The following is a 26,210-nucleotide window of genomic DNA, read 5'->3' as shown; positions in this document are numbered from 1 at the left end:
TCCTCCGGTAAAATTTGAGCGGTGGGCTGAACGTTTGCGCGAAACTTGTCTGCGATAAGCAGTGCGTAGCCGCGAGGAACAGCCATGGTTGAAAAACACATAACGTCGCCCCGCAACGTCATCGATCTGGCGAACTATCGTCAGGTCCTGGCGAGCGGCAAGGCGCCGTCGATGTCGGCACGCATGTGCCGGCACTGTGGTGCTCCGCTGCTCGATGGTGAGAACGACGACGACTGCTCGACTGCATTCAATGCCGCAGCCCCCAGGCTGCGCGATCGGTCACGTCGGATTCGAATCGATTGAGGAACGGAAGATAAGGGCAGGCGATCCAGATCTTGCGGCGGCGTTGTCTGGATCGCCTTGCTTCCCAATTCAAGCTACGGCGAAATCAGTTGATCAATTCATCCGTCATTCCGGGTTCGATGCTTCGCACTGCCCCGGAACGACGCTCACCGTCACACGTGCTGGCCGCCGTTGATGTGGATCTCGGCGCCGTTGACGTAGGACGAAGTATCCGTGCACAGCACGTAGATGATTTTTGCGACCTCGTCGGGCGTGCCGAGGCGGTGCATCGGGATCTGCTGCTCGACGATCTTCTCGGTGCCCGGCGACAGGATCGAGGTGTCGATCTCGCCCGGCGCGATCGCGTTGACACGCACGCCGACGCGGCCGAAGTCGGAGGCCATCTCGCGCGTCAGCGCGGCGAGTGCCGCCTTCGAGGTGGCATAGGCGGCGCCGGCGAAGGGGTGCACGCGCGAGCCCGCGATCGAGGTGACGTTCACCACCGAGCCCTTTGCCGCCTTCAATTCCTCGATCAGCCCGCGCGCCATCATGATCGGCGCGAAGAAGTTGACGTGGAAGACATGCGTCCAGGTGTCGAGATCGGTGTCGACCGAGCCGAGTCGGGAGCCACCGGGGCCCTTGGGCGAGATCGCGGCGTTATTGACCAGCGCATGCAGCGTGCCACCTTCGAGCCGGCGGCGGATTTCGCTGATTGCGCGCAAGGTGTCCCCGGGGTCGCCGAGGTCGACCTGGATGTGGTCCTCAGGGCCGGCGTCCCACGGACAGTCCTCCGGGAAAGGATGCCGCGAGCAGGTGATGACGCGCCAGCCCGCCGAGGAAAAGCGGATCACCGTGGCGTGGCCGATGCCGCGGCTGGCTCCGGTCAGAAGCAGCGTACGACGCGGTGCATTGGACGAATGCGGCATGGACATCTTTCAGGTTGGCCCAAAGCTCGAGACAAGATTCAAGATGAGGCTCAAGGATACATCCGCGTCTTGGACCATTTCTGACCGGCGGCGTCACGGCGAAATTCGATGCGGTCGTGGAGCCGAAACGGGCGGTCGTGCCAGAACTCGATACGCAAGGGCGTGATGCGCCAGCCGCTCCAGCCCGGCGGCCGCGGCACTTCGCCGATGACGTATTTGGCCGCAACCTTGGCGATGGCTTGTTCGAAGGCGAAGCGGCTCTCCAGCTCTTGCGACTGCTTGCTCGCCCAGGCGCCGATCTGCGCCTGCTTGGGGCGCGTCGCGAAATAGGCGTCGGCCTCCGCGTCGGTCACCGGCGTCACGTTGCCGCGGATGCGGACCTGACGGCGCAGCGACTTCCAGTGAAAAAGTAATGCTGCCTTAGGATTTGCGGCGAGCTCGCGGCCCTTCTGGCTGGCGATGTGGCTGTAGAAGACGAAACCATCGGCATCGAAGCCCTTCATCAGCACCATGCGCACATCAGGCAGTCCGTCAGGGTCGACGGTTGCGAGCGCCATGGCGTTCGGATCGTTCGGCTCGCTCTTGATCGCCTCGTTCAGCCAAGCCTCGAACAGCGCAAATGGCTCATCGGCAGCGGTGAAATCACCGGATGTTAAGGGTGTCTGGTGTTTCATCGAGGTCGTGTCGGTCATGTCTGGAGTCCGAGTTGCGTCCCGCGGCCCAAAACGCGTTGTTGTCCGCTACCGCCCTATATAGGGCATGGGGACGCGTTGGCCTATCGGCGATCCGGCCGTCCGGCTTCGTCATGACGATGATTCTGATCGGGGTTGGCACCGGCGGCTGCAGCTTTTCCCGCAACGACAGCAGCGCCTATGCCAAAGCCGATGACGGCGATCTCACCGGCTCGATCGCGCGGCCGGCGAAGGATGCCCCGCCGACCGAGACCGATCTCGCCTTCACCCGCAACGCAGCCTCCGACGTCCTGAGCAAGGGCGACAAGGATTCCAGCCAGCACTGGGAGAATCCGGAGACCGGGGCCCGCGGCTCGGTGACACCGATCGCGCAGTCCTATGCCGCCGAGGACGGCCGCAAATGCCGCGATTTCCTGGCAAGCTACGTCAATGGCCGCACTGAAAGCTGGCTCCAGGGCGCCGGTTGCCAAAGCAGCCGTGGCCGTTGGGAGATTCGTACGCTAAAGCCGTGGCGGAACTAGGTTCAGCGCAAGCTCCTAGTTGCAAAAATGCCACTCTCTTCCCACATGAACGGCAGGTGGGGTGGGGAGCCCTTAACAATTCGATTTCTTGAAGGAGACGTGACGAATGCGCGACCCCTACGAGGTCTTGGGGGTGCCGCGGAGCGCCAACGCTGCCGCCATCAAGAGCGCCTATCGCAAGCTGGCCAAGAAGCACCATCCCGACAGCAACAAGGGTGACCCGAAGGCCGCCGAGCGCTTTGCCGAGATCAACTCGGCCAACGAGATCCTCGGCGACGAGGACAAGCGCAAGCAGTTCGATCGCGGTGAGATCGACGCCGAGGGCAAGCCGCGCTTCCAGGGCTTTCCGGGTGGCGGCGGCCCACGCGGCCGCGCGGGCCCCGGCGGGTTCGAGAGCTATACGTTCCGGAGCGGCGGTGCGGGCGGCCCGGGCGGCGGCGCGTTCGAGGATATTCTCAACAGCATGTTCGGCGGCGGGATGCGGGGCGCGCGGCCGGGGGCCGGCGGCGGCGCACAGTTCGAGTTCGACACCGGCGGCATCGGGCTCGATCTCGATGTCAACGTGGCCATGTCCGTTTCGCTGGAGGAGTCGGCCAAGGGTGGCGAGAAGCGCATCCGGTTGCCGACGGGCAAGGAGCTCAACGTCAAGATTCCCGCTGGCGTCGCCGAAGGCCAGCAGATTCGGCTCCGGGGGCAGGGCGAGAGCGCGCCAGGCCATACGCCCGGCGATCTCCTGATCACGATCAACATCGTGCCGCACCCGTTCTTCAAGGTCGAGGGTGCCGACCTCAAGATCGACCTGCCGGTCACGCTTTACGAGGCGGTGCTCGGCGGCAAGGTCCGCGTGCCCACCCTCGGCAATGCCGTCGAGCTCTCGGTCCCCAAGAACACCTCCAGCGGCCGGACCTTTCGCCTCAAGGGCAAGGGCCTGCCGAAAGCCGGTGGAACCGGGGATCTCTTGGTGACCATCAGGATTATGCTACCAGACGGGAACGACGCCGAGCTCGAGGCATTGATGGAGAGGTGGCGGGACCAACATCCCTACAATCCGCGGAGTGGGCTCGGCTAAGCATGATCCGGACCCGGAGGGCCGCGCTAGCGCGAAAGTGCGCAGCGGTCTTCCGAAGAGGTCATGCGCAAACAACAAGAAGCGCCATTCCGAGGCCACATCGACGATCGGAGCATTCTCTTAAAGGATGATGCTCAACATACGGCTGAAGCGCGCATTGCGCTTCGACGCTGACATTTGAGACGTGTCGGCTGTCCGGCGGGGCAGCCGACAAAGGTGCGGCCTCGAGAGGGGGACCAGCGCGGTACCAAAAACCCCAATCGAGGCCGCCTGCGTCGATCGGCGGATCGAACGCCACTCATAATCGCGTGAACACCCGGTGCGATAATGAGACGCGTCGATGTCCTGATTCCAAATTTTCGATGACGGAATCTGGGCACCATGCTCATGCGGTTGCTCAGGTGCCGTTTTTCTCCGCCTGGTCGTAGACGGCCTGCGCCACCCTGGTCAGCCGGTCGCGGTCACTGCTGCCGCTGACGACGTAGCCGACGCCGCGGTCGGCCCAGAACAGCGCGCCGTCCTTGTCCGTTTTGGCGTAGCGCATTTGCGTTGCACCATTCTCGGTCTTGGCGGAGTAGATCGTGTACCGCTCGCCCGAGGCACCCTCATACATCAGGAACGACGCCGGGCCGTTCGGTCCCGGCAAGAGCCGGCCGCCAACCAGCTTCAGCCCGCTCGCCTCCAAATTCGGAGCGAACACGGTCCAGCCGCAACGCCGGGTCAGCCAGGCCTGCAAGTGGTCGCGCTCGTTGCCGCCGACCTCGACGGGGTGGCGGACCTCGACGACATAGAGCCGATGGGCGTCGAGCGCGTCCGCCGTAAAGCTCTGGAAGGTTGAGGGCGCATTGGCAGCACCATGCGCGACCCACCCGGCCGTGCCGCCGGCGACGAAAGCAACCAGCACGGCCGCGGCGGCGCCATAGAGCCATTGCCGCGGGCGGCGCTCCAGCCGCTCCAATTCCAGCCGCGCCGGCACCGGTTCCTGGGCGACGGAATCGTAGCGGGCGTGCAGCATCTCAGCCATGGCACGCCAGGACTGCACGCGCTCGGCCTCGTCGGGATGGGCGGCAAGAAAGGCCTCGACGTCGGCGCGGCGCTCGGCCGGCAGCTCGCCATCGACATAGGCGTGCAGTTCGTCCTCGGTCACTGGGATCTTGCGGTCGTTCATATCGGTCGTCTCTGGCTCTGCGGCCCAAAAAATCGTTCGTGGCTCAACTTCGCTCGCGTCCTCTGCAGTCTGCGGGCGCGCGAAACGTGATGCATCACCCTGTCCTCATTTCACCCGCCTGAGCGCCGGGCTCTCGCCCTCCAGCGAGGCTTTGACGTGGGCCCTGGCGCGCGCCAGGCGCGACATCACGGTGCCGATCGGCACGCCCTGGATGTCGGCGACCTCGCGATAGCTCATGCCTTCCAGCATCACCAGCAGCAGCACCGAACGCTGTTCCTCGACGAGCGTCGCCAGTGCCTTCTCGATGTCGCGTCCTTCGGCCTCGGTCCCGCTGGCATCCGGATTGTTCTCCGTCAGCGGGATGAATTGCGGGCGCCTTGCCAACGAGCGCCGCCGGTTCTTGTTGAGGTTGGTCAGGATCGTATAGAGCCAGCTCCTGACGTCGCCCCCGAGAAACAGCCGCTCGGAACGCAGCGCCCGTACCAACGTGTCCTGCACCAGATCGTCGGCCGCATCCGCATCGCGCGTCAGCGCACGGGCATAGCGGCGCAACGCCGGGATCATGGCTTCCACACTCTGGCGAAACGCATTCATTGAGGTCTTGACGTTCCTGGCGTTCGGCGCGAGCGCCTCAACCATCATAACACCCGAGCGGAACGGCTATTCCGGCACTCGAAACAGCGTTAACGCCGCGGATTAGGGCTGTACCGCAGGGGAGGGCTGGTGTACCTCCAGACCTCAACGAGAGCTCGACGGGACGTTCAAAAATGGCGCAGAATTCAGGTCTGATGCAAGGCAAGCGCGGGGTGATCCTCGGCGTTGCCAACAACCGCTCGATCGCCTGGGGCATCGCCAAGGCATGCCACGCCGCCGGTGCCGAGCTCGCCTTCACCTATCAGGGCGATGCGCTGAAGAAGCGCGTCGAGCCGCTTGCCGCCGAGATCGGTGGTCTCGTGCTCGGCCATTGCGACGTCACGGATGCCGCGACCATCGATGCCGCCTTCGCGGTGCTGAAGGAGAAGTGGGGCAAGATCGATTTCCTGGTGCATGCGATCGCCTATGGCGAGCAGCTCGACGGCCGCTACGTCGACACCACTCAGGAGAACTTTTCGAAGTCGATGCTGATCTCCTGCTATTCGTTCACCGCCGTGGCGCAGCGCGCCGAGAAGCTGATGACGGATGGCGGCTCGCTGATCACGCTCTCCTATTACGGCGCCGAGAAATGGATGCCGCATTACAACGTGATGGGCGTGGCCAAGGCGGCGCTGGAAGCCAGCGTGCGTTATCTCGCCGCCGATCTCGGCGAGAAGAACATCCGCGTCAACGCGATCTCGGCAGGCCCCATCAAGACGCTCGCCGCCTCCGGCATCGGCGATTTCCGCTACATCCTGAAGTGGAACGAATATAACGCGCCGATGCGGCGCAACGTCTCGACCGAGGACGTCGGCGGCAGCGCGCTGTATTTCCTCTCCGACCTCTCGCGCGGCGTCACCGGCGAGGTGCATCATGTCGATTCCGGCTATCATGTGCTGGGCATGAAGCGCCCGGACGCACCTGATATCGCGCTGGGTGGCAAGGATTAACGTTCAGCCGACATGCCGGTGCCCACGATCTACTTCCTTCGCCACGGCGAGACCGAATGGAACGCGCTCGGCCGGCTCCAGGGCACCAGGGACGTCCCGCTGAACGCACGCGGCCGCGGTCAGGCGGTGCATGCTGCCGGCGTTCTGGCCGATCTGTTCAAGCGCGAGGGCAAGGACAGAGCGGCCCTGCCCTATGTGTCGAGCCCGCTCGGACGTGCGCGTCAGACCATGGAGCTTTTGCGCGGAAAGCTCGCGCTACCGGCCGCCGATTATTCCCTCGACGACCGCCTGCGCGAGATCGGTTATGGTGTCTGGGAGGGGCTGACGCTGGCGGAAAGCGAGGCCTCAGATCCCGATGTCTATGCAAGGCGCCTTGCTGACAAGTGGACGGTGGCGCCAAGCGGCGGCGAGACCTATGCTGCCGTGCAGCTCCGCATGCTCGACTGGTACGACTCGCTTCTGGTCGATACCGTCGCGGTCGCCCATGGCGGTACCTGCCGCGCCCTGATGGTGGCCTTGGGCATCGAGACCCCCGCCAGCGCCGCCGAGCTCTATATCGAGCAGGGCGCCGTCTACGTGTTCCGCGACCGGAGGCTGGAGAAGTTTAGTTAAGCCTGAGTTTTTCGTCATTCCGGCTTCGCCCTTCGGGCGCCCCGGAATGACGGGAACGGGGTTGAACGCCATGCCCCTCAGGGCTACGAACGTTGACAAGCAACGTTTATGTAAAACGTCAACGCGAGGCGGCAGTTCGAATGTCCTTCAACACCTTCGGCCATATGTTCCGCGTCACCACCTTCGGCGAGAGCCACGGGGTGGCGATCGGCTGCGTGGTCGACGGCTGCCCGCCCATGATTCCGCTCACCGAGGCCGACATCCAGAAGGACCTCGACCGCCGCCGGCCCGGACAGTCGCGCTTCACCACCCAGCGCCAGGAGCCGGACCAGGTGAAAATCCTGTCCGGCGTCATGGCGCATCCGGAGACCGGCGTGCAGGTGACGACGGGGACCCCGATCGGGCTCCTGATCGAGAACACCGACCAGCGCTCGAAGGACTATTCCGAGATCAAGGACAAGTTTCGTCCCGGTCATGCCGACTTCACCTATGAGGCCAAATACGGCCTGCGCGACTATCGCGGCGGCGGGCGCTCCTCCGCGCGCGAGACCGCGATGCGCGTTGCCGCCGGCGCGATCGCGCGAAAAGTGCTGCCCGACGTGAAGGTGCGGGGCGCGCTGGTGCAGATCGGCCCGCACAAGATCGACCGCGACAAGTGGGACTGGGACGAGATCGCCAAGAATCCGTTCTTCTGTCCCGACAAGGACAAGGCCGCGTTCTTCGAGACGTATCTCGACGGCATCCGCAAGAGCGGCTCCTCGATCGGTGCCGTGATCGAGGTCGTCGCCGAAGGCGTGCCGGCAGGTCTTGGCGCGCCGATCTACGCCAAGCTCGATTCCGATCTCGCGGCTGCGATGATGACCATCAACGCCGTCAAGGGCGTCGAGATCGGCGCCGGCTTCGGAGCCGCCGAGCTCACCGGCGAGGAGAACGCCGACGAGATGCGCACCGGCAATGACGGCACGCGCTTTCTGTCCAACCATGCCGGCGGAGTCCTTGGCGGTATCTCCACCGGACAGCCGGTGGTGGTGCGTTTCGCGGTGAAGCCGACCTCGTCGATCCTGCAGCCGCGTCTCACCGTCGATCGGCAGGGCACCGATACCGAAATCTTCACCAAGGGCCGCCATGACCCCTGCGTCGGCATCCGTGCCGTCCCCGTCGGTGAAGCCATGATGGCCTGCGTGCTGGCGGATCATTTCCTGCGCGACCGCGGGCAGGTCGGGCGCTGATTTAGAGCGCTCCTTGGAAATACGCGCTCCTATTTGCGTCGCGCTTCCGCAGCATCGATCCGGGCCTGATTGACAAGCGCCTGTGCCGCCCAGGCGGCGGCAGCGAGTGCCTCTTCGACGCTGGCGCCGCCGATGTCGCGTATCGCCAGCGCGGCCTCGCTGCCCATCACCATCGATAGCGCGTGGGCGAGGCGTCGGCGTGCGGCGGATGACAGTTCCCCCTTCAGCGACTCGACGATTGGCAGGATGAATTTCATCCGCCGGCCGGGCCGTGGCGGCCGTGCGCCCGGATCGTTGTCGAGCCACACGGCCATGAACGAGCGCTCCATCACATGCAGACCGACTTCGTCGCTCAACATCAGCTTCATCATCTCGCGTGATGCACGCGAGATGCCGTCAATCGGATCATCGCCGGGCCGCCAGATGCGCTCCAGGGCCACAAGCCCGCGTTCTGTTGCCGTCTCGCTGATCAGGGCTTCGAGCGAAGAGAAATAACGATAGGCGGTGGCGCGCGAGACCAGCGCGCGCTCTGCCACTTCGGCAAATGTCGGGTTGCGTCCTTCGTCGCGAAACGCCATCGCGGCGTCGATCAGGGCCTGGCGCGTGCGGCGCTTCTGGTTTGCGCGGCTATCGGTCTCGATCTGAGTCCGATGCGCGCTCCGGCTTGACTTCCTGTCGGGCATATGTGAGACACGTGTCTTATTAAGGGACTTTGTCTCACTATAGCGAATTGTCCCAGCAAAGGGAAACCGATGAACGACGAATTGAAGAAAACCTTTGATCGCATGATCGACCGCCACTTTCATTTTGAGGCCGAAGACGACGTTGATGGCGTGTTGAGCACGATGGTCGATGACGTCGAGCATGACGTCGTCGGATATCCCACCGGCCCGGTCCACGGAAAGACCGCGGCGCGCGGCTTCTACGACGCTTTGTTCGCGGACCTTTCCGGCGAAAAGGTCACCACGCTGCGACGTTACTACGGGCCGGATTTCGTGGTCGACGAGAGCCTGTGGGAAGGAACGGCGCCCGGCGCGCCGTTCGGGATTCCTGGCCACGGACGCAAGCTGAGCTTTCGCCTGCTGCACGTGTTCGACATGGCGCCCGACGGGCAGATCAAGCGCGAAAACGTCTGGCTAGACTTCGCGGCGATCCTCAACCAGCTCAACGCACCGCAGGCCGCATGAGCAGGAGATCGATCATCGAGGAGGACCTCATGACCGACAATCCGTGTGCCCGCGCCTGGCTCCGGCTGGCGGCCATCTATTTCGCCGCCGGGGTCATCCTCGGCGTCGTGATGGGCGCGTCCGGCGACCATTCGCTGTTCCCGCTCCACGCCCATATCAACCTGCTCGGGTGGGTCTCGATGGCGTTATTCGGGCTGACAGCCAAGGCCTATCCGTCGGTCGCGACGGGACGCGCCGCCGGCGCGCAATTCTGGATGCACAATGTCGGTGTTCCCGTGATGCTCGGCGCGCTGCTGCTCAAGCTCTGGGGCATCAAGGCCGCCGAGCCCGTACTCGGCGCCGCATCCATTGTCGTTGGATTGAGCGTGCTGCTGTTCGCATGGCTTGTCATCACTCGCATCGGCACGGACAGCCGCGCGGCGAGATCGGCTTGACGCGGCCCGTCGTCCGTCGGCAAATGGGCTCATGGAAAGTTCCGAGCTCCAGCGCATCTCCAAGTGGCTGATCGACGGCGCCTGGTCGTCGGTGGAGCCGGCCGCGATGATCGCAGATTTCTGCGAACGTATGGTCGCCGCCGGCCTGCCGCTGTGGCGGTTCGGCATCTTCATCCGCACGCTGCATCCGGAGATCTTCGGCCGCAACTTCATCTGGCGGCAGGGTGAGGAGGTCGAAATCGGCAGTGTCGATTTCGACATTCTGGATGCCCCCGAATTCGCCCGCAGTCCGCTCCGCATCGTGTTTCAGCAGGGGCTGGAGGTCAGGGGACGGGTGAACGATCCCGACAGCAAGCGATTCCCGTTCATCGAGGAAATGCGCGCCGAAGGCGCGACTGACTATGTTGCCGTGCCGGTGCCTTTTCTCGATGGCTCCATCCACGCGACGAGCTGGGTCACGCAGGATCCCGGCGGATTCAGCGACGATGACATCGCGGCGATCCGAAGCATCATAGCGCCGCTCGCGCGCGTCAGCGAGATCATCAGCCTGCGCCGTACCGCCGAGATGCTGCTCGACACCTATGTCGGCAACCGCGCCGGCGCGCGCATTCTCGGCGGCCAGATCCGCCGCGGTCACACTGACACCATGCAGGCGGTGATCTGGCTTTCGGATCTGCGCGGCTTCACCGCACTGTCGGACCGGCTGCCGGCCGAGACCGTGGTCGAGATCCTCAACCAATATTTCGATTGCCAGGTCACCGCGATCCGCGGCCATGGCGGTGAGGTGCTGAAATTCATGGGCGACGGCCTGCTCGCGGTGTTTCCGATCGACGAATATGTCGGCGATGCCGCGCATGTCTGCGCGCAGGTGCTGGAGGCAGCGCGCGAGTCCCGCGCCAGCGTCGAGGCGCTCGCCTTTCCCGTCGGCGAGGTCGTCGAGCGCTTCCGCTTCGGCGTCGCACTGCATGTCGGCAACATTCTCTATGGCAATATCGGCGGCGGCAACCGTCTCGATTTCACCTGCATCGGCCCCGCCGTCAATCTCGCGGCACGGCTGGAGAAGATCACGGGTCGCCTGGGGCGGACCGTCGTCGCCTCGGAAGGTTTTGCCAATGTCTGCCGCCACGACTGGCGCGAGCTCGGCGAATTTCCGATCGCGGGATTTTCCAAGGCGCAGCGCGTTTATGGGCTCGCCGAGGAAACGCCGGTGGTGATGGCGTGACGTGCAATGAGCTGAATGTCGTTCATTGTCGCAAGACGAAGCGCTACTCTTCCGGCTCCGTCGTGAACAGCAGCGGATAGCCCTTGGCGCGGCCGGCGTCGGTGGCGCGCGTGGCCTTGGTCTCGGCGACGTCCTTGGTGAACACGGCGACGACGCAGGCGCCAAGCTTGTGGGCGGTAATCATCACCTTGTAGGCCTGATCCTCGGTCATGCGGAATTCGGCCTTCAACACCATGGTGACGAATTCGCGCGGGGTGTAGTCGTCGTTGATCAGGATGACCTTGTGCAGCCGCGGCCGCTCGACCTTGGTCTTCGTCCTGGTTTTCGGCTTGGTGACGGCGTCGTTCATTCCGCCTCCTGGACACGGCGGCTTGGGTTCCCTGCCGGGCGATCAGCCTGCGGCTTTCGTACCATATTGCAGGACCTGCACCTTCTCCAAGGTGATCAGCCCGCTCGACATCATGCCGTCCAGGATGGGCAGGAATGCGTTGATGTTATCCTCGCTGTCGACGATCTCGATCAACAGCGGCAGGTCTTCCGACAGCCGCAGGATCTTCGAGGTGTGCAGCCGGCTGGACTTGCCGAAGCCCATGGGACCACGCAGCACGGTGGCGCCGGCGAGGTGCCGTTCGCGCGCGGTCATCACGATCGCTTCATGCAGCGGCTTGCCGTCGAAATGATCGCTCTCGCCGATGAAGATGCGCAATAAAACAGCCTGATCGGGGATTTGCATGGTCAGCTCCTTGCCAAGCGGCTATAGCGTCTTGCCATCATATGGCCTGCCCAGACCGATACCAGCCAGCAGATGACGGACGCCGCGATGTAAGAGAGCGCCGTCCATTTCATGCCGGCGTGAAACAGGCGGAAAGTTTCCAGGCTGAAGGTCGAAAACGTGGTGTAGCCGCCGCAAAAGCCCGTCATGACGAACTGCCGGTGCTCAGGCCGCGCCAGCACGCGTCCGTCGGGGCCGGTCAGCGTGGCGTAGAAGCCGATGATCAGGGATCCCGTCGCGTTGATGAAGAGCGTCGCGAAGGGAAAGCCGCGGCCGTTATCGAGCGCGAGCCCCACAAGATAGCGCGTCACCCCGCCGACGATGCTGCCGGCAGCAACCCAGGCATAGAGCACGAAGCTGCGCCAGCGTTCGGCAAAAGGGGAAGGGGAGCTCATCAGCCTCTAGCCTCCCAGACGATCCGCAAGGAGGAAGCCGCAGCTGACGGCGGCGAGGCACAGCCCGACCGAGGCGGCGACATTGCCGAGCGCCGAGAGCGGCTCGCCGCCACGCGCGAGCGTCAGCGTTTGCAAGCTGAATGAGGACACCGTGGTGTAGCAGCCGAGAAACCCTGTTACCGCGAACAGCCATGGTGTGGGTGATGCGAAGACCGAGCCCGGATGCGCCGCCAGTGCGCCAAAAACACCGATCAGGAAGGCGCCCGTGACGTTGATGGTCATGGTGCCCCACGGAAACGTTTCGCCCAGCCGCCGCGCGATCGCACCGGAGACGAAATAGCGCGCGCAGCCGCCCAGCGCGCTGCCGATCACGATCGCAATTGCTCCGCTCAGCAAGATGAACAGCCCCCCGTCATCACTTCTCCCCTACTGCCAGATCCTTGCCGACGGCGAGCAGCCCCACCAGCGAGACCAGCGCGAAGCCGAGCCCCGCAAGGAACGTTCCTACCGGACCATAGGCGTCCCACAAGGCGCCTGCGATCACGCTCGCGGCCAGCAAGGCGAGCCCGGTGAACAGGTTGAAATAGCCGAACGCGGTGCCGCGCAGATCCGGCGGTGCCGCATCCGCGACGAGGGCGGAGAGCAGCCCTTGCGTCAATCCCATATGCAGGCCCCACAGCACGATGCCGAGCGCAAGGCCGGCCAAATTCGGCAGCAGCGCCAGCGCAAGGTCGGCGCCGGCGAGGAAAACGAGGCCGAACGCGAGCAGGCCGGTCCGGTTGATCCGGTCCGACAGCACGCCGGCCGGATAGGCCGACAGGGCATAGACGATGTTCATCAGCACCAGGACCGCCGGGACCCACATCGCATTGAGCCCGATGTTCTGTGCGCGCAGGATCAAGAAGGCCTCGCTGAAGCGTGCGAGCGTGAAGACGATTCCGACCGCCACGACACGCCAATAGATCCCTCCGAGCTGCTGCATCGCGGCGAGATTGAGCGGGTTTTCTGCAGGTTTCCGGCTCGGATCCGGCTCCGGCTCGTCCACCGCGAACGCGATCAAGCCAAAGGACAGGAATGCCGGCAGCACCGCCACCCAGAACACGAGGGCAAAATTGTCAGCCGTCCTCCACATCAGGCCGATCGCCACGAGCGGCCCGACGAACGCGCCGATGGTGTCGAGCGATTGCCGCAGGCCAAAGCTCGCACCGCGCAGGCCGACGGGGGCGATATCGGCGATCAGCGCATCGCGCGGCGCGCCGCGAATGCCCTTGCCGACACGATCGATGAAGCGCGCAGCGACCAGCCATCCGACGCTGGGCGCGAGTGGGAACAGCGGCTTGGTGAAAGCGGCAAGCCCATAGCCGAGCGCGGCGAGCAGCTTGCGGCGTCCGAGCCAGTCCGACAATGCACCGGAGAAGATTTTCGTGATCGAGGCGGTCGCCTCCGCGATGCCCTCGATGAAGCCGACGGTGAGCGTGGAAGCACCAAGCACGGTGACGAGATAGACCGGCAGCAGCGCGTGGATCATCTCGGAGGAGATGTCCATCAGCATCGAGACGAAGCCGAGCACCCAAATCCCCCTGGGCAGCGTGGCGCGTGCAGCCTTCGATGTCGTCATCGTCACGCTTTGCCTTCTCCCTCTCCTGGCCCTCGCCACCAGGCAACAAAAAACCCGCCATCGGCGGGTATGTCCATGCTCCCGCCAAAGGCAGAGGCCCAAAGATTACCTCTCCTCAAGCAGGAGTCATCAGCCCACGAGGTCATCGACCGCCGGGCGGTTGTCGGGGGACTCCATCCCCATCTGTGCAGCCAACCCTAGCATGGAAATCGTGCCGGACAAGTGGGCGGGGTGCGTGTCTCCACTGGCACCGTCATTGCGGGTTCTCGCTTTGCGAGTCCAGGAATGACAGCCCGCGAGATCGCGCGTGTTCCGGTGACGCAAGCGCGGCAACATGGCGGCAGCTTTGCGTGACGCGCGCCAATTCCTTAACTCGAATGTGAAGCGGAAGCGATCTTCGGCCTTTGCGGCAAGCCGATTGCATGTCACCATCGCGTCATACGACGGGAGACTGCGATGCGTTTGCTGTTCTCGATCGGGGCTGTGCTGGTGGCCGGCATCATAGCCGGGGGGGAAGTCGCGGGCATCGCGGCACCAGGACCCAAATTCGAATCGTCCAAGAATCAACCGCAGCGGCTTGCGGCTGACAAGGACGCGCAGACGGTCGATATCGAGCTGATCCTCGCGGTCGATGTGTCCTACTCCATGGACATGGACGAGCTCGCGATCCAGCGCGAGGGCTATGCGCAGGCAATCCAGTCGAAGGAGTTCCTGCAGGCGCTGAAGCTCGGCCCGAACGGCCGCATCGCGGTGACCTATTTCGAGTGGGCCGCCTCCAGCGACCAGAAAGTCATCATTCCCTGGCGGCTGATCGACGGACCTGAGACGGCGGATGCGGTCGCCGCCGAGATCATGAAGACGCCGATCCGGCGCGCGTCGCGCACCTCGATCTCCGGCGCAATCGCCTTCGCGATGCCGCTCTTCGACGAAGATCCCTATCGGGGCTTGCGCCGTGTCATCGACATTTCCGGCGACGGTCCCAACAACAATGGCGGTCCGGTCACCGTGGCGCGCGATGCCGCGCTCGAGAAGGGCATTATCATCAACGGCCTGCCGATCATGGTCAAGGAACCGTCCTATTCGACGATGGATATCGACAATCTCGATTTCTATTACGAAGACTGCGTCATCGGAGGTCCCGGCTCCTTCGTCATCCCGATCAAGGACCGCGACAAGTTCAAGGAAGCGATCCGCACCAAGCTGCTGATGGAAGTCGCCGGCCGCACGCCGGAGCGTCCCGTGATGCGCGTTGCCGACAAGGAGCCGCGCGTCAACTGCCTGATTGGCGAGAAGATCTGGTCGGATCGCTGGGGACGTTAGCGCAACCCGTTGGGACGTTTCGCCTCATCTCGCCCGGCGGTTGAATTTAACCGCTCGTTAACCGGTACATGGCCCTAATCCGGTCGATTCAGTTCGTTTCCGATCGCTGTTTTGACTTTGCTGTCGGACGCGCGAATGAGAGCGGGGTCATCGCACCCGTCCACCGAGCAATCCAATGGCCATCGTCACCTCGAGCACCAGCCAGATTTCTCCCGCCAACGAGCGGCTGTATCACCAGAGCGCGCTGATCGGTGACTGGAAGGGCAATTGGGTGGGCAACAACCAGCCCGTCGGCTTCAAGGTCGTGAACATCCGCGGGGCCCGGGCGCAGGTCGAGTACACCCATAACGGCCACACCGAACGCGGCTTTGGCGAGGTCAAGGGGACGCTCATCACCTTTGGCGGGGTCACGGTCGGCACCAAGGACGGCAAGAACATGGTGCTGCTGTTCTCGTTCGGGGGCGCTGGCAAGCAGGCCGCCAATCTCGAGAAGCAGGACCCGCCGGCTTCTGACAGCCGCCTCATGGGAAGCTGGGGCGGCTATTCCCCCGACAACGGCAAGAGCGCCAGCTTCAAGGTGCTCTCGGTCAACGGCAAGGAAGCGCAGGTCAGCGTCACCACCGACGGTGTCACCCGCCAGGGCACCGGCATCGTCTACAAGAACGTCATCATGTTCGGGCAGACGCAGATCGCAACCGACGACGGACAGAACGGCAAGGTCATCTATCAGGTCGGCTCGAAATCATTCATGGTCCCGGTGACGAAATATCCGCCGGCGGATTCGTCGTCCTCCGTCGACAAGACCGCCTGAGGCTGCCGTCCTCACCATTTCGGCGGCCGCTTCTCCACGAACGCCTTCAGGCCCTCCTGCGCCTCGTCCGACGTCGCGACATTGCAGAAATCATCCACCGCGCTTGCAATGCTGCGCCGGTAATCGAGATCGATCTGGCGCATGAAGGCGGCCCGGCCCATCCGCAGCACGGCGGCCGATTTTTCTGCGAACTGTGCGGCGAGCTTCACCACCTCGGGCTCGAGCTCCGCATCGCCGACGACGCGGTTCACCACACCGAGCTCGCGCGCTTCCATGGCGCTGAAGACGCGGCCGGTGAACAGCAGCTCGAAGGCGCGGTGACGTCCGACGATGCGCGGCAGATGCGCATAGTGGATCGCCGGGATGATGCGGGCGATGTTGCCTGCGCGCTCGTAAGTGACGGGACTATCGGATGTCACCGGGTTCTCCATGCTTTCAAGCTGTCAGCAGCTTCAACTGCCGGTCGATCCTGCGCAAGATCTCGCAGGCCGGCGCCAAGGCGCCGGTGCCGATCAGCCGCCAGACCTCGTTGGTCTGCTGTGCCAGATGCGGGATCGTCAACGGCAGGCGGGCGGCCTCCTGAAGCGCGCCCTTTTCGTTGATGAGATAGCGTTGGTTTAGTGCGAACAGGACCTGTGCGATGCAGGCGAGCGACCTGTAGAGGCATCCCGCGACATGAGTCTGCTCGCCGCGCGCCGCCGCAAGCTCCGCATTCTCGACACCGAACGAGATTTCCCACTGGAAGCGCCGGATCAACGCCGCACGCAGCGCCGGCGGATAGGGCAGCGCGATTGATTTGAGCCGAGCGATCACGCCGTTCGGATCGTGCAGAGGCTGACAATACGCGATCTCGCCCATCCAGATCGCCGAGCAGAAGCCGTGCGGATGGCCGGGCTGGTAGTCCATGGTGACCACCGCGGCGCAGCAGGATTCCATGACGGCCTCGACCGCGTCGGCGTCACGGTAGAGCAGGTCGACCTTGCGGCCCTCCACCGAAAGCCAGGCGCCGCCGACGATCCACTGACCCCATTCTCCGACCGGCGTCACGGTCGTAGTGGCGGGATCGTCAGCAATGTCCTTCGCGGCGGCCAGCACCCGTTCGGTATCGAGCGGAATCGCCGTCTTGAAATAGAGGCCGATATCGTAGTCCGACGCAGCGTGTGCACTGCCCCGCGCGCGCGAGCCGCCGAGCACGACAGCCTGAACGCCCGGTACGTCGGCAAGAGCGAATGTCAGGCGGGTGAGCAAGGGATCAGGCGGCATCAGATGCGGTTCCCCGGAAGACCTGCGGCCGCGACGCCGGCACGGTCACTCTGCTGGCTTTGATGATGGTCGAGGAGTATAATTTGCGAAATTCTCGACGGTCATCTGAATGTTCAACCTTGCACGTTCATCTCTCCTTGCAGCTCTCGCGGTGCTCTGTCTCGGCGGAGAGCTGGTTCATGCGCAAGTCGCGCCGCTGAGATATTGGATACCCGGCGGGCCCTTCGGCCTCGGTGGAGGCGCCGGCCAGAGCTCCGATTTCCACTATGGCAATTTTCCGAGCTTCAACGCCGGCGATGCGGCTTGGCGTACCAGCTATGCGAACGGTTTCTTCGTCGGCAGCGAGCGCGGCAATTTTGGCTCGAGCGGCTTCAATCAGGCCGGTTCGGCCGGCAATTTCAGCGCGCTGTCCTATGACAGCACGCAGTTCGGCTACAACATCAAGACGGCCGGCGGCATGCCCGTCACGTTCTTCGCCGGTTTCGAGACACTGAAGTTCGGCAACGGCATCGGCAGCTCACTGGCGCCGCTCACCTCCAGCGCTTCGCCCGGCTATGGCGGGTTTGCGGGTGTCGAATTCAAGCCGACCTCCAACCTCAGCCTGTCGTTCGGGGTCGGCTATACCCAGCAGCAATCGGGCCGCATGGACAGCGACATCAACTCCTCGATGCTGCCCGGCGAGTCTCCGGCGCTGGGCGGCTTGCGGCGCTAGAGCATGATCCGGAAAGTGTGAAGCAGTTTTCCAAAAAGGTCGTGCTCCGAAAAAGACCTAGAGCGCGCGCGAGCGCCTCCGCCTCGTTGAAGCGGATCCAGCTGACGAGCTCGCGCATGAATGCTTTGTCGCGCATTTGCGCCGAGTTGCCTTCGAGCACATAGTTGGCGACCCCAGCGATCGCGGCGCGTTCGGTTATCAGGATCGCCGCGACGTTCGGCTCATGACAGCGTGCCGGGTAATTTCGGTTTGAGCATCACGACACGCCCGCCACCAGCGGGCGTTGCAAGTGCCTGGCCATCAGGTCCGCCGCCTCGGCGTAGCGTCGGGTTTCCAGAACGTCGAGCAGGCGCAGATGCTCGCGCACATGGCGCCGCATGCCGTCGCGATCGGCGAAGCTGCGATAGGCGAACAGGCGCCTGATCGAGTTCACGCGCTTGAGCGCTTCGAGGAAGAATGGATTGCCGGCGCCACGGACGATCTCTTCATGGAATTCGCAGCCGGAGTGAAAGATCTCGCCGATCGTCATCTTCTCGAGTTCGCCGTCGAAGACGCGCTGTTGGCGTTCGCGCAAGCGAATGATCACCTCCTGCGGCAGCGCAAAGCCGGGCTGCAAGATCGCCGCCGGCTCGATCACCGCGCGAAAGGCCTTGGCCTGCGCTTGAGCTTCGGGACTCGAGACCGTCTCCGCGAAGCGCCAGCCGTAGCCGGGCAGGCGTGCGATCCAGCCCTCGGCGGCGATGCGGTCGAGCAGCCGCTGCAGCTCGGCCCGGCTCAGACCGTAGCGGCGCATCAGCTCAGCCTCCGTGACGTTGGCCGGGAGTCGGCTCGCGAGCACATCGCCTGCAATGGTCGCATATACCTGCTCGTTGCGCCTGACGGCCGCGAGCGCCGGCTGGGCGGCGCCGCTGGTGGGATTCTTGGCCAGCACGAAGCCGCGATGCGGTTCGCCGCGCGCCAGCCCCGCCGCTTCCAGGGCCTTCAGGCCGAGCCGGATCGGCGCGCGTGAAAGGTCCAGCGCGTCCGCAAGCCGTTGTTCGATCAGGCGGTCGCCGGCTTTCATGCCCTCGCGGCGGGCGAGCGCCATGATCAGGCCGGCGAGATGTTCGGCGCGCTCGGAACCGTTCTTCTCGTTGCGCTGTCGGGAACCGTCGGATGCGATCATTGCAGTGCACGCAAGCTTTAGGGCTTGACAGACTGTCCCACGGATTGTTCTTTTATGCAATAATATACAATCTATCAGGGGAGAGCCCAGATGGCGAGCACGCCCGATGTCCACATTTGCGAGGTCGCTCCCCGCGATGGTCTCCAGAACCTGGACACCTTCGTTCCGACCGAAGCCAAATGCGCGCTGATCGACACGATCGCCGCTGCGGGCGTACGCGAGATCGATGCCGGCTCCTTTGTCCCGGCGAAGGTCGTGCCGCAATTCGCCGACGTCGACGTGGTGATGGCGCATGCGCTCACGCACAAATCGGCGACCATCGGCGCGCTGGTGCCGAACCAGAAGGGCGCCGAGCGCGCCATCGCGGCCGGCGTCAACGCCGTCTATTTCGTCATCTCGGCGAGCGAAACGCACAATCGCGCCAACGTACGCCGCACGATAGAAGAGCAGATCGAGGGATTTCGCGCGGTCCGCGCCGCGATCGACGCCCGGCCAGCGGATCAGCGGCCGTTCTTGATGGGTGCGATCTCCACCTCCTTCGGTTGCTCGCTGGAAGGTGAGGTGAGCGAATCGGCCGTATGCCGTGTGGCACGCGGTTTTGCCGAAGCCCAAGCCGATGAGATCGGGCTTGCCGACACCGTAGGCTATGCGACGCCCAAATCGATCCGGCAGATCGTTGCTGGCGTGCAGCGCGAGGTCGGGTCACAAATGACGCTGCGGCTGCATCTGCACGATACGCTCGGGGCCGGCCTTGCCAATGCCGTCGCCGGCCTCGAAGCGGGCATTCGCCGCTTCGATGCCGCAGTGTCCGGCCTCGGTGGCTGTCCCTTTGCTCCCGGCGCGCGCGGCAACATCGTCACCGAGGATCTGGTGTTCATGCTGGAGCGCATGGGACTTTCGACCGGCATCGACCTCGATCGCCTGATGCAGACGCGCGAGATGCTCGCCCGCCATATCCCGGCAAAACATTTGACCGGGCATCTGCACGAGGCCGGTGTTCCCAAGGTCCTGCGGAGCGCGGCATGACCATGGCTGCGCGTGAGACCGCATCGGAGCTTCGTCCGCTGGCGGGCATTCGGGTGATCGAGTTCAGCCAGATGGTGATGGGGCCGAGCTGCGGCCTGATCCTCGCCGATCTCGGCGCCGACGTGATCAAGGTCGAGCCGCCCAAGGGGGACCGCACCCGCACCTTCAAAGGGCCCGCCGCCGGCTTCTTTGCGACCTACAGCCGCAACAAGCGCAGCATCGCGCTGGATACGTCGACTGCGGAAGGTCAGGACGTGGCGCGCAGGCTGATCGAGAACAGCGACGTCCTGATCGAGAACTTCCGGCCGGGCCTGTTGAAGCGGATCGGCCTCGACTACGAGAGTGTCGCGGCCTTTGCACCACGCCTGATCTATTGCTCGCTCAAGGGCTATCTGCCCGGCCCGTACGAGAACCGCCTGGCGCTCGACGAAGTCGTGCAGATGATGGGCGGCCTCGCCTATATGACCGGCTTGCCCGACCGTCCCATGCGCGCCGGCGCCTCGGTCAACGATGTCATGGGCGGAATGTTCGGCGTGATCGCGATCCAGGCCGCGCTGGCCGAGCGGCAGCGCACCGGCCGCGGCCGCTACATCCAGAGTGCGCTGTACGAGAACAACGTGTTCCTGATGGCGCAGGCCATGATGTGCGAGGTGGTCAGCGGTCAGCCCTCGATCCCGTATTCGATCAAGGATAGCCCGTGGCCGGTCTACGATCTCTTCGACACCCGGGACGGCTCTAAACTGTTCGTCACCATCGTCGGTGAAGAGCAATGGGAAGCGTTCTGCCGCGCCTTCGATCGCGAAGCCTGGCTCTCTGATCCGCGCTTTGCGACGAGCAACGACCGCGTCGATCATCGCAGCTGGCTGATCCCCGAGATCGCGAAGATTTTCGAGCAATGGGACAAGGCCGATCTCGCCACGCGCCTCGAGCAGCTCGATCTGCCTTATGCACCGGTGAACAAGCCCGGCGATCTCTTCGAGGATCCGCATCTCAACCGTTCGGGTGGCCTGACCGACATTCGGCTTCCCGACGGTCGCGAGGCCAAGACGCCGCTATTGCCGATTTCCATGGATGGAAGGCGCCTTGCCAACCGCTACGATCCTCCCGGGATTGGCGAACATAGCGGTGAGATCCTGAGCGAGATCGGCATGTCGCCGAATGAGATCGAAGCACTGCGACAAGCAGGGACGGTCAAGGTCGCGCCGCCCTGACCGATCGGCGCGATCGAGCAGAACCAAGGGAGGAGGAGCACATGAGCATGACAAGGCGCCAGGCGCTGATCGCGGGCTCAGCATGGGCCGGCGCATCGCTGCTGCCGGGGCAGCTGCGCGCCGAGGCCAAGCAGGTCTCGCTCGCCTTCGGGCCGGTGTCGCCGGTCTATGCCATCGGCATGATCGCGGAGCTGAAGGGGTACTTCAAGGACGAAGGGCTCGATTCCAAGCTCGTTACCGGCAATGCCGGCACATTCGGCCGCCAGACGTTGGCGGCAGGGCAGGCGCTGTTCGCCCACGGTGACGCCAGCCATCCACTTCAGCTCGGTGCGCGCGGGAAGCCGTGCAAGATCCTGCTCGCGACCGAGATGGTATGCTCCTACGCCAACATCATGGTCCGGCAGGACCTCTATGACAGCGGCATCAATTCGGTCGAGAAGCTCGCGGACTATAAGCGCGCGGATGGCGCCAAGCCGATCGTCGCCGCGACCGCCATCGGATCCGGCACCTGGGTGTTCGGCACTTATGTGTTCGAGGCGCGCGGGCTGAGCAGCAAGGTGAACTGGGTCGCAGGCGGCGGGCCCAACACGATGTTCCCTTCGCTGCAGACCAAGCAGTTCGACGCCATCATGGCGCCGCCGAGCTGGATCGTCGAGGTCGAGAAAAAGGGCTTTGGCAAAACGATCTACGACACGTCCAAGCCGGGCGTGTTTGAAAAGGATTTCGGCGGGACGCTGCCCGTGCTGGTGATCTACACGCTCCAGGACACGGTCGAGCAGGACAAGGCGATGGTGCAGGCCTATGTCAACGCGATCTATCGCGCCATGGCCTTTGTGAAGGCAACGCCGCTCGCGGAGGTGCAGGCGCTGGTCACGCCGAAATATTTCTCAGGGATAGATCCGGACGCGGTCAGCGCCGAGCTCGGATTCGACAAGTCGACCTGGGCCTATGATGGCGTCATCGACAAGGCTTCGTTCGAACGCGGCGCCAAGCCCTGGTACCGCAAGGGGACCGACATTCCCGAGACCAGGTACGAGGATGTCGTCGACATGAGCTTCCTTCAGACGGCCAGGGCGAAATACAAATGATCGCCCCGCCAGGCCAGGGCCTCGCGCTCGCGCGCGGCGACGTTCCAGCAGCGGCGGCGCGCACGCGCATTGCCGTGCAGGGGCTTGCCAAGCGCTTCAACGCGTCCGGACGCGAGTTCGTCGCGGTGGATGACGTGTCCTTCGAGGTCAAGCAGGGCGAATTCGTCGCGCTGCTCGGTCCATCCGGCTGCGGCAAGAGCACCATCCTCAACATGGTCGCGGGGCTGCTGCCGCGCTCGGGCGGGCGCATCCTGATCGACGAGGACACGGTGGAGACCGGCAAGGTCAACCCCAGGGTGGGTTATGTCTTCCAGCGCGATACGCTGTTCCCGTGGCGAACCGTGGAGCAGAACATCGGTTATGGGCTGGAGATCGCGGGACTGCCGAAGACCGAGCGAGCGGGCCGCGTTGCTTCGGCCGTCGAGAAAGCCGGCCTCTCGGGCTTTGCGCAGAGCTTTCCGCGCATGCTGTCCGGCGGCATGCGCCAGCGCGTCGCCTTGATGCGCACGCTGATCCTGGAGCCCGAGATCCTGCTCATGGACGAGCCGTTCGGTGCGCTCGATACCCACACCAAGCTCGAGATGCACAAGACGCTGCTGGAGATCTGGGAGCGCGAGCGGCAGACCGTGCTGTTCGTGACGCACGATCTCGGCGAAGCGTTGACGCTGGCGAGCCGCATCATCCTGCTGTCGGCGCGGCCCGGGCGTCTCAAGGAAGATTTCGACGTCGCCATCCAGCGCCCGCGCGATCCCGTGGCCGTGCGCGAGACCGCCGAGTTCGGCCGCCTCTATTCCCACATCTGGCATTCCCTCGGCGAAGAATTCCGCCGCACCAGGGCCGACTGATCATGTCCAACAGCCGCACCGTCATCCTGCTCTGGCAACTGGCCATTCTCGCAGCCATTCTCGTCATCTGGCAGTGGGGCTTCGAATGGAGCAGGGCGCTGCTGCCGAAGGCCTACGTGCCGAAGATCCTCGATCCCTATTTCGTCGCCAAGCCATCGCTGATCTGGCAAAGTTTTCTGCGGCTTGGCTGCTTCTCCGACGCGGCCGGCTTTTCCGCCTGCATCACGGGCAGCGACAACAATCTGTGGCTTGCGACGCTCGTCACCCTGAAGAACACCTGGTGGGGCTTTCTGTTCGGCTCGGCGAGCGGCATCGCGGCCGGCCTGGTCCTCGGCCGTTCGGACTTCCTTGCCCGCGTGTTCGGACCCTACATCGTGGCGCTCAACTCGATACCGCGCATCGCGCTGGTGCCCCTCGTCATCCTGATCTTCGGCCTCGGCGATCTCTCCAAGATCGCGACGGCATGGCTCGTCGTGTTCTTCGTGGTGTTCTTCAACACCTTCGAGGGAACGCGTGCGGTCGACCGCGATCAGATCGCCGCCGCCCGTCTGCTCGGCGCCAGCGAATTCACGGTGCTGCGCACGGTCGTGATTCCCTCCGCGCTCGCCTGGGTGTTTGCGTCGCTGCTGCCGGCGGTGTCGTTTGCGCTGATCGGCGTCATCGTCGGAGAATTCATCGGCGCCGAACGCGGGCTCGGCAAGCTCATCATCGAGGCCGAGGCCCGCGCCAATGCGAGCGAGATGATGGTCGCCATCTTCGTCATGATGTTCGTCGGGATCCTGCTGGCGATTGCGGTGCGCTCGCTGCAGTCCTACCTGTTGCGATGGCAGCCGCAATTCGAGCCGTCGGCGTAGAGCATGATCCGGATAAGTGTGCAGCGGTTTTCCGGAAAGATCATGCTCGAACAGTAGAGTCCGGCGTCATCGGCTGAACCGTGCCACCAGCTCCACGTGCGGCGTGTGGCGGAACTGATCGACCGGCACCACCGCTTCCAGCCGATAGCCTCCGTCCATCAGCAGCCGCGCGTCGCGGGCAAAGGTTGCGGCGTTGCAGGACACCGCGACCACGACGGGCACCTTGCTCGCGGCGAGCTTGAGCGCCTGCGCCTGCGCGCCCTGGCGCGGCGGGTCGAACACCACGGCGTCGAAGTCGCGCAGCTCCTGCGGCACAAGGGGGCGGCGGAACAGATCGCGCGGCTCGCACCTGATCGGCTTCAGGCCCGGTGTGCGCGCGGCTTTCGTGAGGGCCGCGATGGCACCGGCGTCGCTGTCATAGGCGGTGACGCGGGCCTTCTCGGCGAGCCGCAGAGCGAAGGGGCCGACGCCGCAGAAGAGATCGGCGACCTCCTTGGCTTTGCCGATGCGCTCAGTGACGAGCGCCGCAAGCGTCTCCTCGCCCGCCACCGTCGCCTGCAGGAATGAACCTGGCGGCAGCGTCACCTCCGCGCGGCCCATCTTCACCGTCGGTGGCAGGCGCTGCAGCACCAGCTCGCCGTGCCGCGTCAGTCGTGCCAGGCGATGCTGCTCGGCGACGCGCGACAGCGCCGCGACCAGCGGCGTGGGCAGCGGGCCGGAGCCGCGCACGTCGACGTCGAGGCCGTTGGCGGTCGCAGTGACCTGGATGTCGAGCGGCTTCGTCACCGGCATCTTGGAGGTCAGCGGCTCGGCCAGTGCCCAGGCGGCATCGAGCGCCCCCTCGAGTGTGGGATCGAGGATGGGACAGCGATGAATCGGAATGACGTCATGCGAGCTCGCTGCGGAGAAGCCGACCTTGAGGATGTCATGCGTGCCGAACCGGCCGTGCAGCGTGATGCGGCGGCGTCCGGCGCCGTGGGCATCGACCAGCGGCGCCACCTCGCAATCGACGCCGGCCTGCGCCAGCGTGTCCACCACGATATCGCGTTTCCAGGCGCGATACGGCTCGGCCGCCCAATGCTGGATGGCGCAGCCGCCACAGACGCCGAAATGCGGACAGAATGGCGCGATGCGTTCGGGACTTGCGACCTCCACCGCGAGCAGCTTGCGTCGGTCGGGATGGTGGCCCACGACGTGATCGACTTCGACGGTCTCACCGCCGAGCGTGTAGGGCACGTAGATTGCTTCGCCGGCGTCGAGGCTGACGCCGTCGCCGCGATGGCCGACATGATCGATGGTCAGCCGTTCAACCACGGCGCGCGCCCAGAAAGAATTCGATATTGCCGTCACCGCCGGTGATCGAGGAGGGGAACACCTCGATGTCTGTGCAGCCGAGCGAAGCGGCAAAGGCCGCGATGTCGTCGCAGATCTCCTGGTGCACGGCGGCGTTGCGGATGATGCCCTTCTTGTTGTGCTTCCGGTCCGCCTCGAATTGCGGCTTGATCAGCGCCAACAGGCTCATCGGCGCGGCCGCCAGCGACAGTGCCACCGGCAGCACCGCCTTCAGCGAGATGAAGCTGACATCGATGACGACCACGTCGGGCCGCGCCGGCAGGCGCTTGCCCTCGTAACTGCGGATGTCGGTCTCCTCCATCGAGACGATCTTGGGATGATCGCGCAGCGAGGGATGCAGCTGGCTGCTGCCGACATCGATTGCGAACACCAGGCTGGCGCCGTTCGCCAGCAGCACCTCGGTGAAGCCTCCGGTGGAGGCGCCGACGTCGAGGCAGACGTGGTCCTCGATATCAATCGGGTAGCGCTCCAGCGCTCCGGCGAGCTTGACGCCGCCGCGGGAGACGTAGGGGTGCGCGGGCTCGGCCTGGATCACCGCGTCCTCAGCGATCGTCTCCGACGGTTTCGAAACCTGCTTGTCGTCAGCCGTGACGAGCCCGGCTTCGATCGCCGCGCGTGCACGCGCCCGGCTCTCGAACAGGCCGCGCTCGACCAGCAATTGATCAGCGCGCTTGCGGGGACGGGGCATCGGATCTCCGGGGCGGTGAAACGCTAAAGCATGATCCGGAAAAGTGCGAAGCGGTTTTCCGGAAAGATCATGCGTAAACAACAAGCTAAAGCGCGATGACGATTCATCCAAATCTCATCGCGCTTTAATGTAGCGATCAATCGCGCGGCCGCCATCCGGACTCA

General features: G+C 64.4%; 32 protein-coding genes and 1 riboswitch. Of the genes, 17 read left to right on the top strand and 15 right to left on the bottom strand.

What is annotated here, in order from left to right:
* The first annotated feature begins 84 nt into the window (after positions 1-84).
* Positions 85-303 carry a hypothetical protein gene (locus BRAD3257_RS28900; protein WP_122404698.1) on the top strand — a complete coding sequence of 73 codons (219 nt, stop codon included), beginning with the start codon at positions 85-87 and terminating at the stop codon, positions 301-303.
* A gap of 152 nt (positions 304-455) precedes the next feature.
* Here BRAD3257_RS28900 and BRAD3257_RS28895 read toward each other — a convergent pair whose 3' ends face one another.
* Positions 456-1,208, bottom strand: coding sequence for an SDR family NAD(P)-dependent oxidoreductase (locus BRAD3257_RS28895; protein ID WP_122404697.1), 753 nt, complete (start codon positions 1,206-1,208; stop codon positions 456-458).
* 50 nt (positions 1,209-1,258) lie between these two features.
* Entirely contained in the window at positions 1,259-1,900 is a 642-nt protein-coding gene (pdxH, locus tag BRAD3257_RS28890) for a pyridoxamine 5'-phosphate oxidase (protein ID WP_122404696.1), read from the bottom strand.
* Positions 1,901-2,013: 113 nt separating this feature from the next.
* Between pdxH and BRAD3257_RS28885 the strand changes: the two genes are divergently transcribed.
* Both BRAD3257_RS28885 and BRAD3257_RS28880 read left to right on the top strand, forming a co-directional pair.
* Positions 2,014-2,421, top strand: a complete 408-nt coding sequence (locus tag BRAD3257_RS28885) for an RT0821/Lpp0805 family surface protein (protein WP_162500392.1) — start codon at positions 2,014-2,016, stop codon at positions 2,419-2,421.
* A gap of 106 nt (positions 2,422-2,527) precedes the next feature.
* Positions 2,528-3,490 (top strand): DnaJ C-terminal domain-containing protein, encoded by a 963-nt coding sequence (locus tag BRAD3257_RS28880; RefSeq protein ID WP_122404695.1) that lies wholly within the window; start codon positions 2,528-2,530, stop codon positions 3,488-3,490.
* Positions 3,491-3,887: 397 nt separating this feature from the next.
* On the opposite strand, the gene BRAD3257_RS28875 is transcribed toward BRAD3257_RS28880, so the two are convergent.
* Both BRAD3257_RS28875 and BRAD3257_RS28870 read right to left on the bottom strand, forming a co-directional pair.
* Entirely contained in the window at positions 3,888-4,658 is a 771-nt protein-coding gene (locus BRAD3257_RS28875; protein WP_122404694.1) for an anti-sigma factor family protein, read from the bottom strand.
* A gap of 105 nt (positions 4,659-4,763) precedes the next feature.
* Positions 4,764-5,252 (bottom strand): RNA polymerase sigma factor, encoded by a 489-nt coding sequence (locus BRAD3257_RS28870; RefSeq protein WP_122406808.1) that lies wholly within the window; start codon positions 5,250-5,252, stop codon positions 4,764-4,766.
* A gap of 173 nt (positions 5,253-5,425) precedes the next feature.
* Between BRAD3257_RS28870 and fabI the strand changes: the two genes are divergently transcribed.
* From fabI to aroC, 3 genes are all read left to right on the top strand, one after another.
* Positions 5,426-6,241, top strand: a complete 816-nt coding sequence (gene fabI, locus BRAD3257_RS28865) for an enoyl-ACP reductase FabI (RefSeq protein WP_027554293.1) — start codon at positions 5,426-5,428, stop codon at positions 6,239-6,241.
* Positions 6,242-6,253: 12 nt separating this feature from the next.
* Positions 6,254-6,853, top strand: coding sequence for a histidine phosphatase family protein (locus BRAD3257_RS28860; RefSeq protein WP_122404693.1), 600 nt, complete (start codon positions 6,254-6,256; stop codon positions 6,851-6,853).
* Between the two features lie 140 nt (positions 6,854-6,993).
* Entirely contained in the window at positions 6,994-8,082 is a 1,089-nt protein-coding gene (gene aroC, locus BRAD3257_RS28855; protein WP_122404692.1) for a chorismate synthase, read from the top strand.
* A gap of 29 nt (positions 8,083-8,111) precedes the next feature.
* On the opposite strand, the gene BRAD3257_RS28850 is transcribed toward aroC, so the two are convergent.
* Entirely contained in the window at positions 8,112-8,948 is an 837-nt protein-coding gene (locus BRAD3257_RS28850) for a TetR/AcrR family transcriptional regulator (RefSeq protein ID WP_244607732.1), read from the bottom strand.
* On the opposite strand from BRAD3257_RS28850, the gene BRAD3257_RS28845 reads away from it, so the two are divergent.
* Genes BRAD3257_RS28845 through BRAD3257_RS28835 form a run of 3 tightly spaced genes read left to right on the top strand, consistent with a single transcriptional unit; the run spans position 8,928 to position 10,925 of the window.
* A complete protein-coding gene (locus BRAD3257_RS28845; RefSeq protein WP_244608033.1) occupies positions 8,928-9,269 on the top strand; it encodes an ester cyclase in 342 nt (113 codons plus the stop codon). The two genes, BRAD3257_RS28850 and BRAD3257_RS28845, sit on opposite strands and share 21 nt — an antisense overlap.
* 29 nt (positions 9,270-9,298) lie before the next feature.
* Complete coding sequence (locus BRAD3257_RS28840) at positions 9,299-9,703, top strand: hypothetical protein (protein WP_122406807.1); 405 nt, start codon at positions 9,299-9,301, stop codon at positions 9,701-9,703.
* Positions 9,704-9,734: 31 nt separating this feature from the next.
* Entirely contained in the window at positions 9,735-10,925 is a 1,191-nt protein-coding gene (locus BRAD3257_RS28835; protein WP_122404689.1) for an adenylate/guanylate cyclase domain-containing protein, read from the top strand.
* Between the two features lie 43 nt (positions 10,926-10,968).
* On the opposite strand, the gene clpS is transcribed toward BRAD3257_RS28835, so the two are convergent.
* The 5 genes from clpS to BRAD3257_RS28810 are packed head-to-tail and all read right to left on the bottom strand — an operon-like array spanning position 10,969 to position 13,710.
* On the bottom strand, positions 10,969-11,274 hold the full coding sequence (clpS, locus tag BRAD3257_RS28830; protein WP_122404688.1) for an ATP-dependent Clp protease adapter ClpS: 306 nt from the start codon (positions 11,272-11,274) through the stop codon (positions 10,969-10,971).
* 42 nt (positions 11,275-11,316) lie between these two features.
* Complete coding sequence (locus BRAD3257_RS28825; RefSeq protein ID WP_122404687.1) at positions 11,317-11,658, bottom strand: DUF190 domain-containing protein; 342 nt, start codon at positions 11,656-11,658, stop codon at positions 11,317-11,319.
* A gap of 2 nt (positions 11,659-11,660) precedes the next feature.
* Complete coding sequence (gene crcB, locus BRAD3257_RS28820; RefSeq protein WP_122404686.1) at positions 11,661-12,092, bottom strand: fluoride efflux transporter CrcB; 432 nt, start codon at positions 12,090-12,092, stop codon at positions 11,661-11,663.
* Positions 12,093-12,098: 6 nt separating this feature from the next.
* A complete protein-coding gene (gene crcB / locus BRAD3257_RS28815) occupies positions 12,099-12,497 on the bottom strand; it encodes a fluoride efflux transporter CrcB (protein ID WP_122404685.1) in 399 nt (132 codons plus the stop codon).
* Positions 12,498-12,507: 10 nt separating this feature from the next.
* Entirely contained in the window at positions 12,508-13,710 is a 1,203-nt protein-coding gene (locus BRAD3257_RS28810) for an MFS transporter (protein ID WP_162500625.1), read from the bottom strand.
* Positions 13,711-13,823: 113 nt separating this feature from the next.
* Positions 13,824-13,900: riboswitch (Fluoride riboswitch) on the bottom strand.
* Positions 13,901-14,166: 266 nt separating this feature from the next.
* Between BRAD3257_RS28810 and BRAD3257_RS28800 the strand changes: the two genes are divergently transcribed.
* Positions 14,167-15,030 carry a DUF1194 domain-containing protein gene (locus BRAD3257_RS28800; RefSeq protein WP_122404682.1) on the top strand — a complete coding sequence of 288 codons (864 nt, stop codon included), beginning with the start codon at positions 14,167-14,169 and terminating at the stop codon, positions 15,028-15,030.
* 175 nt (positions 15,031-15,205) lie between these two features.
* Positions 15,206-15,841: a hypothetical protein gene (locus BRAD3257_RS28795; RefSeq protein ID WP_122404681.1), complete on the top strand. Its 636-nt coding sequence runs from the start codon at positions 15,206-15,208 to the stop codon at positions 15,839-15,841.
* Positions 15,842-15,852: 11 nt separating this feature from the next.
* On the opposite strand, the gene BRAD3257_RS28790 is transcribed toward BRAD3257_RS28795, so the two are convergent.
* Both BRAD3257_RS28790 and BRAD3257_RS28785 read right to left on the bottom strand, forming a co-directional pair.
* Positions 15,853-16,260, bottom strand: coding sequence for an enoyl-CoA hydratase/isomerase family protein (locus BRAD3257_RS28790; RefSeq protein ID WP_244607731.1), 408 nt, complete (start codon positions 16,258-16,260; stop codon positions 15,853-15,855).
* Between the two features lie 16 nt (positions 16,261-16,276).
* On the bottom strand, positions 16,277-17,104 hold the full coding sequence (locus BRAD3257_RS28785) for a nucleotidyltransferase domain-containing protein (RefSeq protein WP_122404680.1): 828 nt from the start codon (positions 17,102-17,104) through the stop codon (positions 16,277-16,279).
* 109 nt (positions 17,105-17,213) lie between these two features.
* Here BRAD3257_RS28785 and BRAD3257_RS28780 point away from each other — a divergent pair, with 109 nt between their 5' ends.
* Positions 17,214-17,816, top strand: coding sequence for a hypothetical protein (locus BRAD3257_RS28780; protein ID WP_122404679.1), 603 nt, complete (start codon positions 17,214-17,216; stop codon positions 17,814-17,816).
* 256 nt (positions 17,817-18,072) lie between these two features.
* On the opposite strand, the gene BRAD3257_RS28770 is transcribed toward BRAD3257_RS28780, so the two are convergent.
* Positions 18,073-19,095, bottom strand: a complete 1,023-nt coding sequence (locus tag BRAD3257_RS28770; RefSeq protein ID WP_244607730.1) for a GntR family transcriptional regulator — start codon at positions 19,093-19,095, stop codon at positions 18,073-18,075.
* On the opposite strand from BRAD3257_RS28770, the gene BRAD3257_RS28765 reads away from it, so the two are divergent.
* From BRAD3257_RS28765 to BRAD3257_RS28745, 5 genes are read left to right on the top strand one after another with little or no spacing between them, the layout of a single operon-like run.
* Entirely contained in the window at positions 19,072-20,007 is a 936-nt protein-coding gene (locus BRAD3257_RS28765; protein WP_122404678.1) for a hydroxymethylglutaryl-CoA lyase, read from the top strand. The genes BRAD3257_RS28770 and BRAD3257_RS28765 overlap by 24 nt on opposite strands.
* The gene (locus BRAD3257_RS28760; RefSeq protein WP_122404677.1) at positions 20,004-21,218 is read left to right on the top strand and encodes a CaiB/BaiF CoA transferase family protein; all 1,215 of its coding nucleotides are present in this window, start codon (positions 20,004-20,006) and stop codon (positions 21,216-21,218) included. The genes BRAD3257_RS28765 and BRAD3257_RS28760 overlap by 4 nt, the downstream gene beginning before the upstream one ends.
* A gap of 41 nt (positions 21,219-21,259) precedes the next feature.
* Positions 21,260-22,306, top strand: coding sequence for an ABC transporter substrate-binding protein (locus BRAD3257_RS28755; protein WP_122404676.1), 1,047 nt, complete (start codon positions 21,260-21,262; stop codon positions 22,304-22,306).
* Positions 22,303-23,151 carry an ABC transporter ATP-binding protein gene (locus BRAD3257_RS28750; RefSeq protein WP_122404675.1) on the top strand — a complete coding sequence of 283 codons (849 nt, stop codon included), beginning with the start codon at positions 22,303-22,305 and terminating at the stop codon, positions 23,149-23,151. The genes BRAD3257_RS28755 and BRAD3257_RS28750 overlap by 4 nt, the downstream gene beginning before the upstream one ends.
* A gap of 2 nt (positions 23,152-23,153) precedes the next feature.
* Positions 23,154-24,005 (top strand): ABC transporter permease, encoded by an 852-nt coding sequence (locus BRAD3257_RS28745; RefSeq protein WP_122404674.1) that lies wholly within the window; start codon positions 23,154-23,156, stop codon positions 24,003-24,005.
* Between the two features lie 66 nt (positions 24,006-24,071).
* Here the strand turns inward: BRAD3257_RS28745 and BRAD3257_RS28740 are convergent, their stop codons facing one another.
* Together BRAD3257_RS28740 and BRAD3257_RS28735 are read right to left on the bottom strand one after the other, a co-directional pair.
* A complete protein-coding gene (locus BRAD3257_RS28740; RefSeq protein ID WP_122404673.1) occupies positions 24,072-25,319 on the bottom strand; it encodes a class I SAM-dependent RNA methyltransferase in 1,248 nt (415 codons plus the stop codon).
* Positions 25,312-26,046 (bottom strand): TlyA family RNA methyltransferase, encoded by a 735-nt coding sequence (locus BRAD3257_RS28735; RefSeq protein ID WP_122404672.1) that lies wholly within the window; start codon positions 26,044-26,046, stop codon positions 25,312-25,314. Before BRAD3257_RS28735 ends, BRAD3257_RS28740 begins: the two co-directional genes overlap by 8 nt.
* Positions 26,047-26,210 lie beyond the last annotated feature (164 nt).

The organism is Bradyrhizobium vignae (assembly GCF_900324035.1).
Taxonomy (GTDB): domain Bacteria; phylum Pseudomonadota; class Alphaproteobacteria; order Rhizobiales; family Xanthobacteraceae; genus Bradyrhizobium; species Bradyrhizobium vignae.
This window is presented reverse-complemented; position numbering and strand designations above follow the sequence as displayed.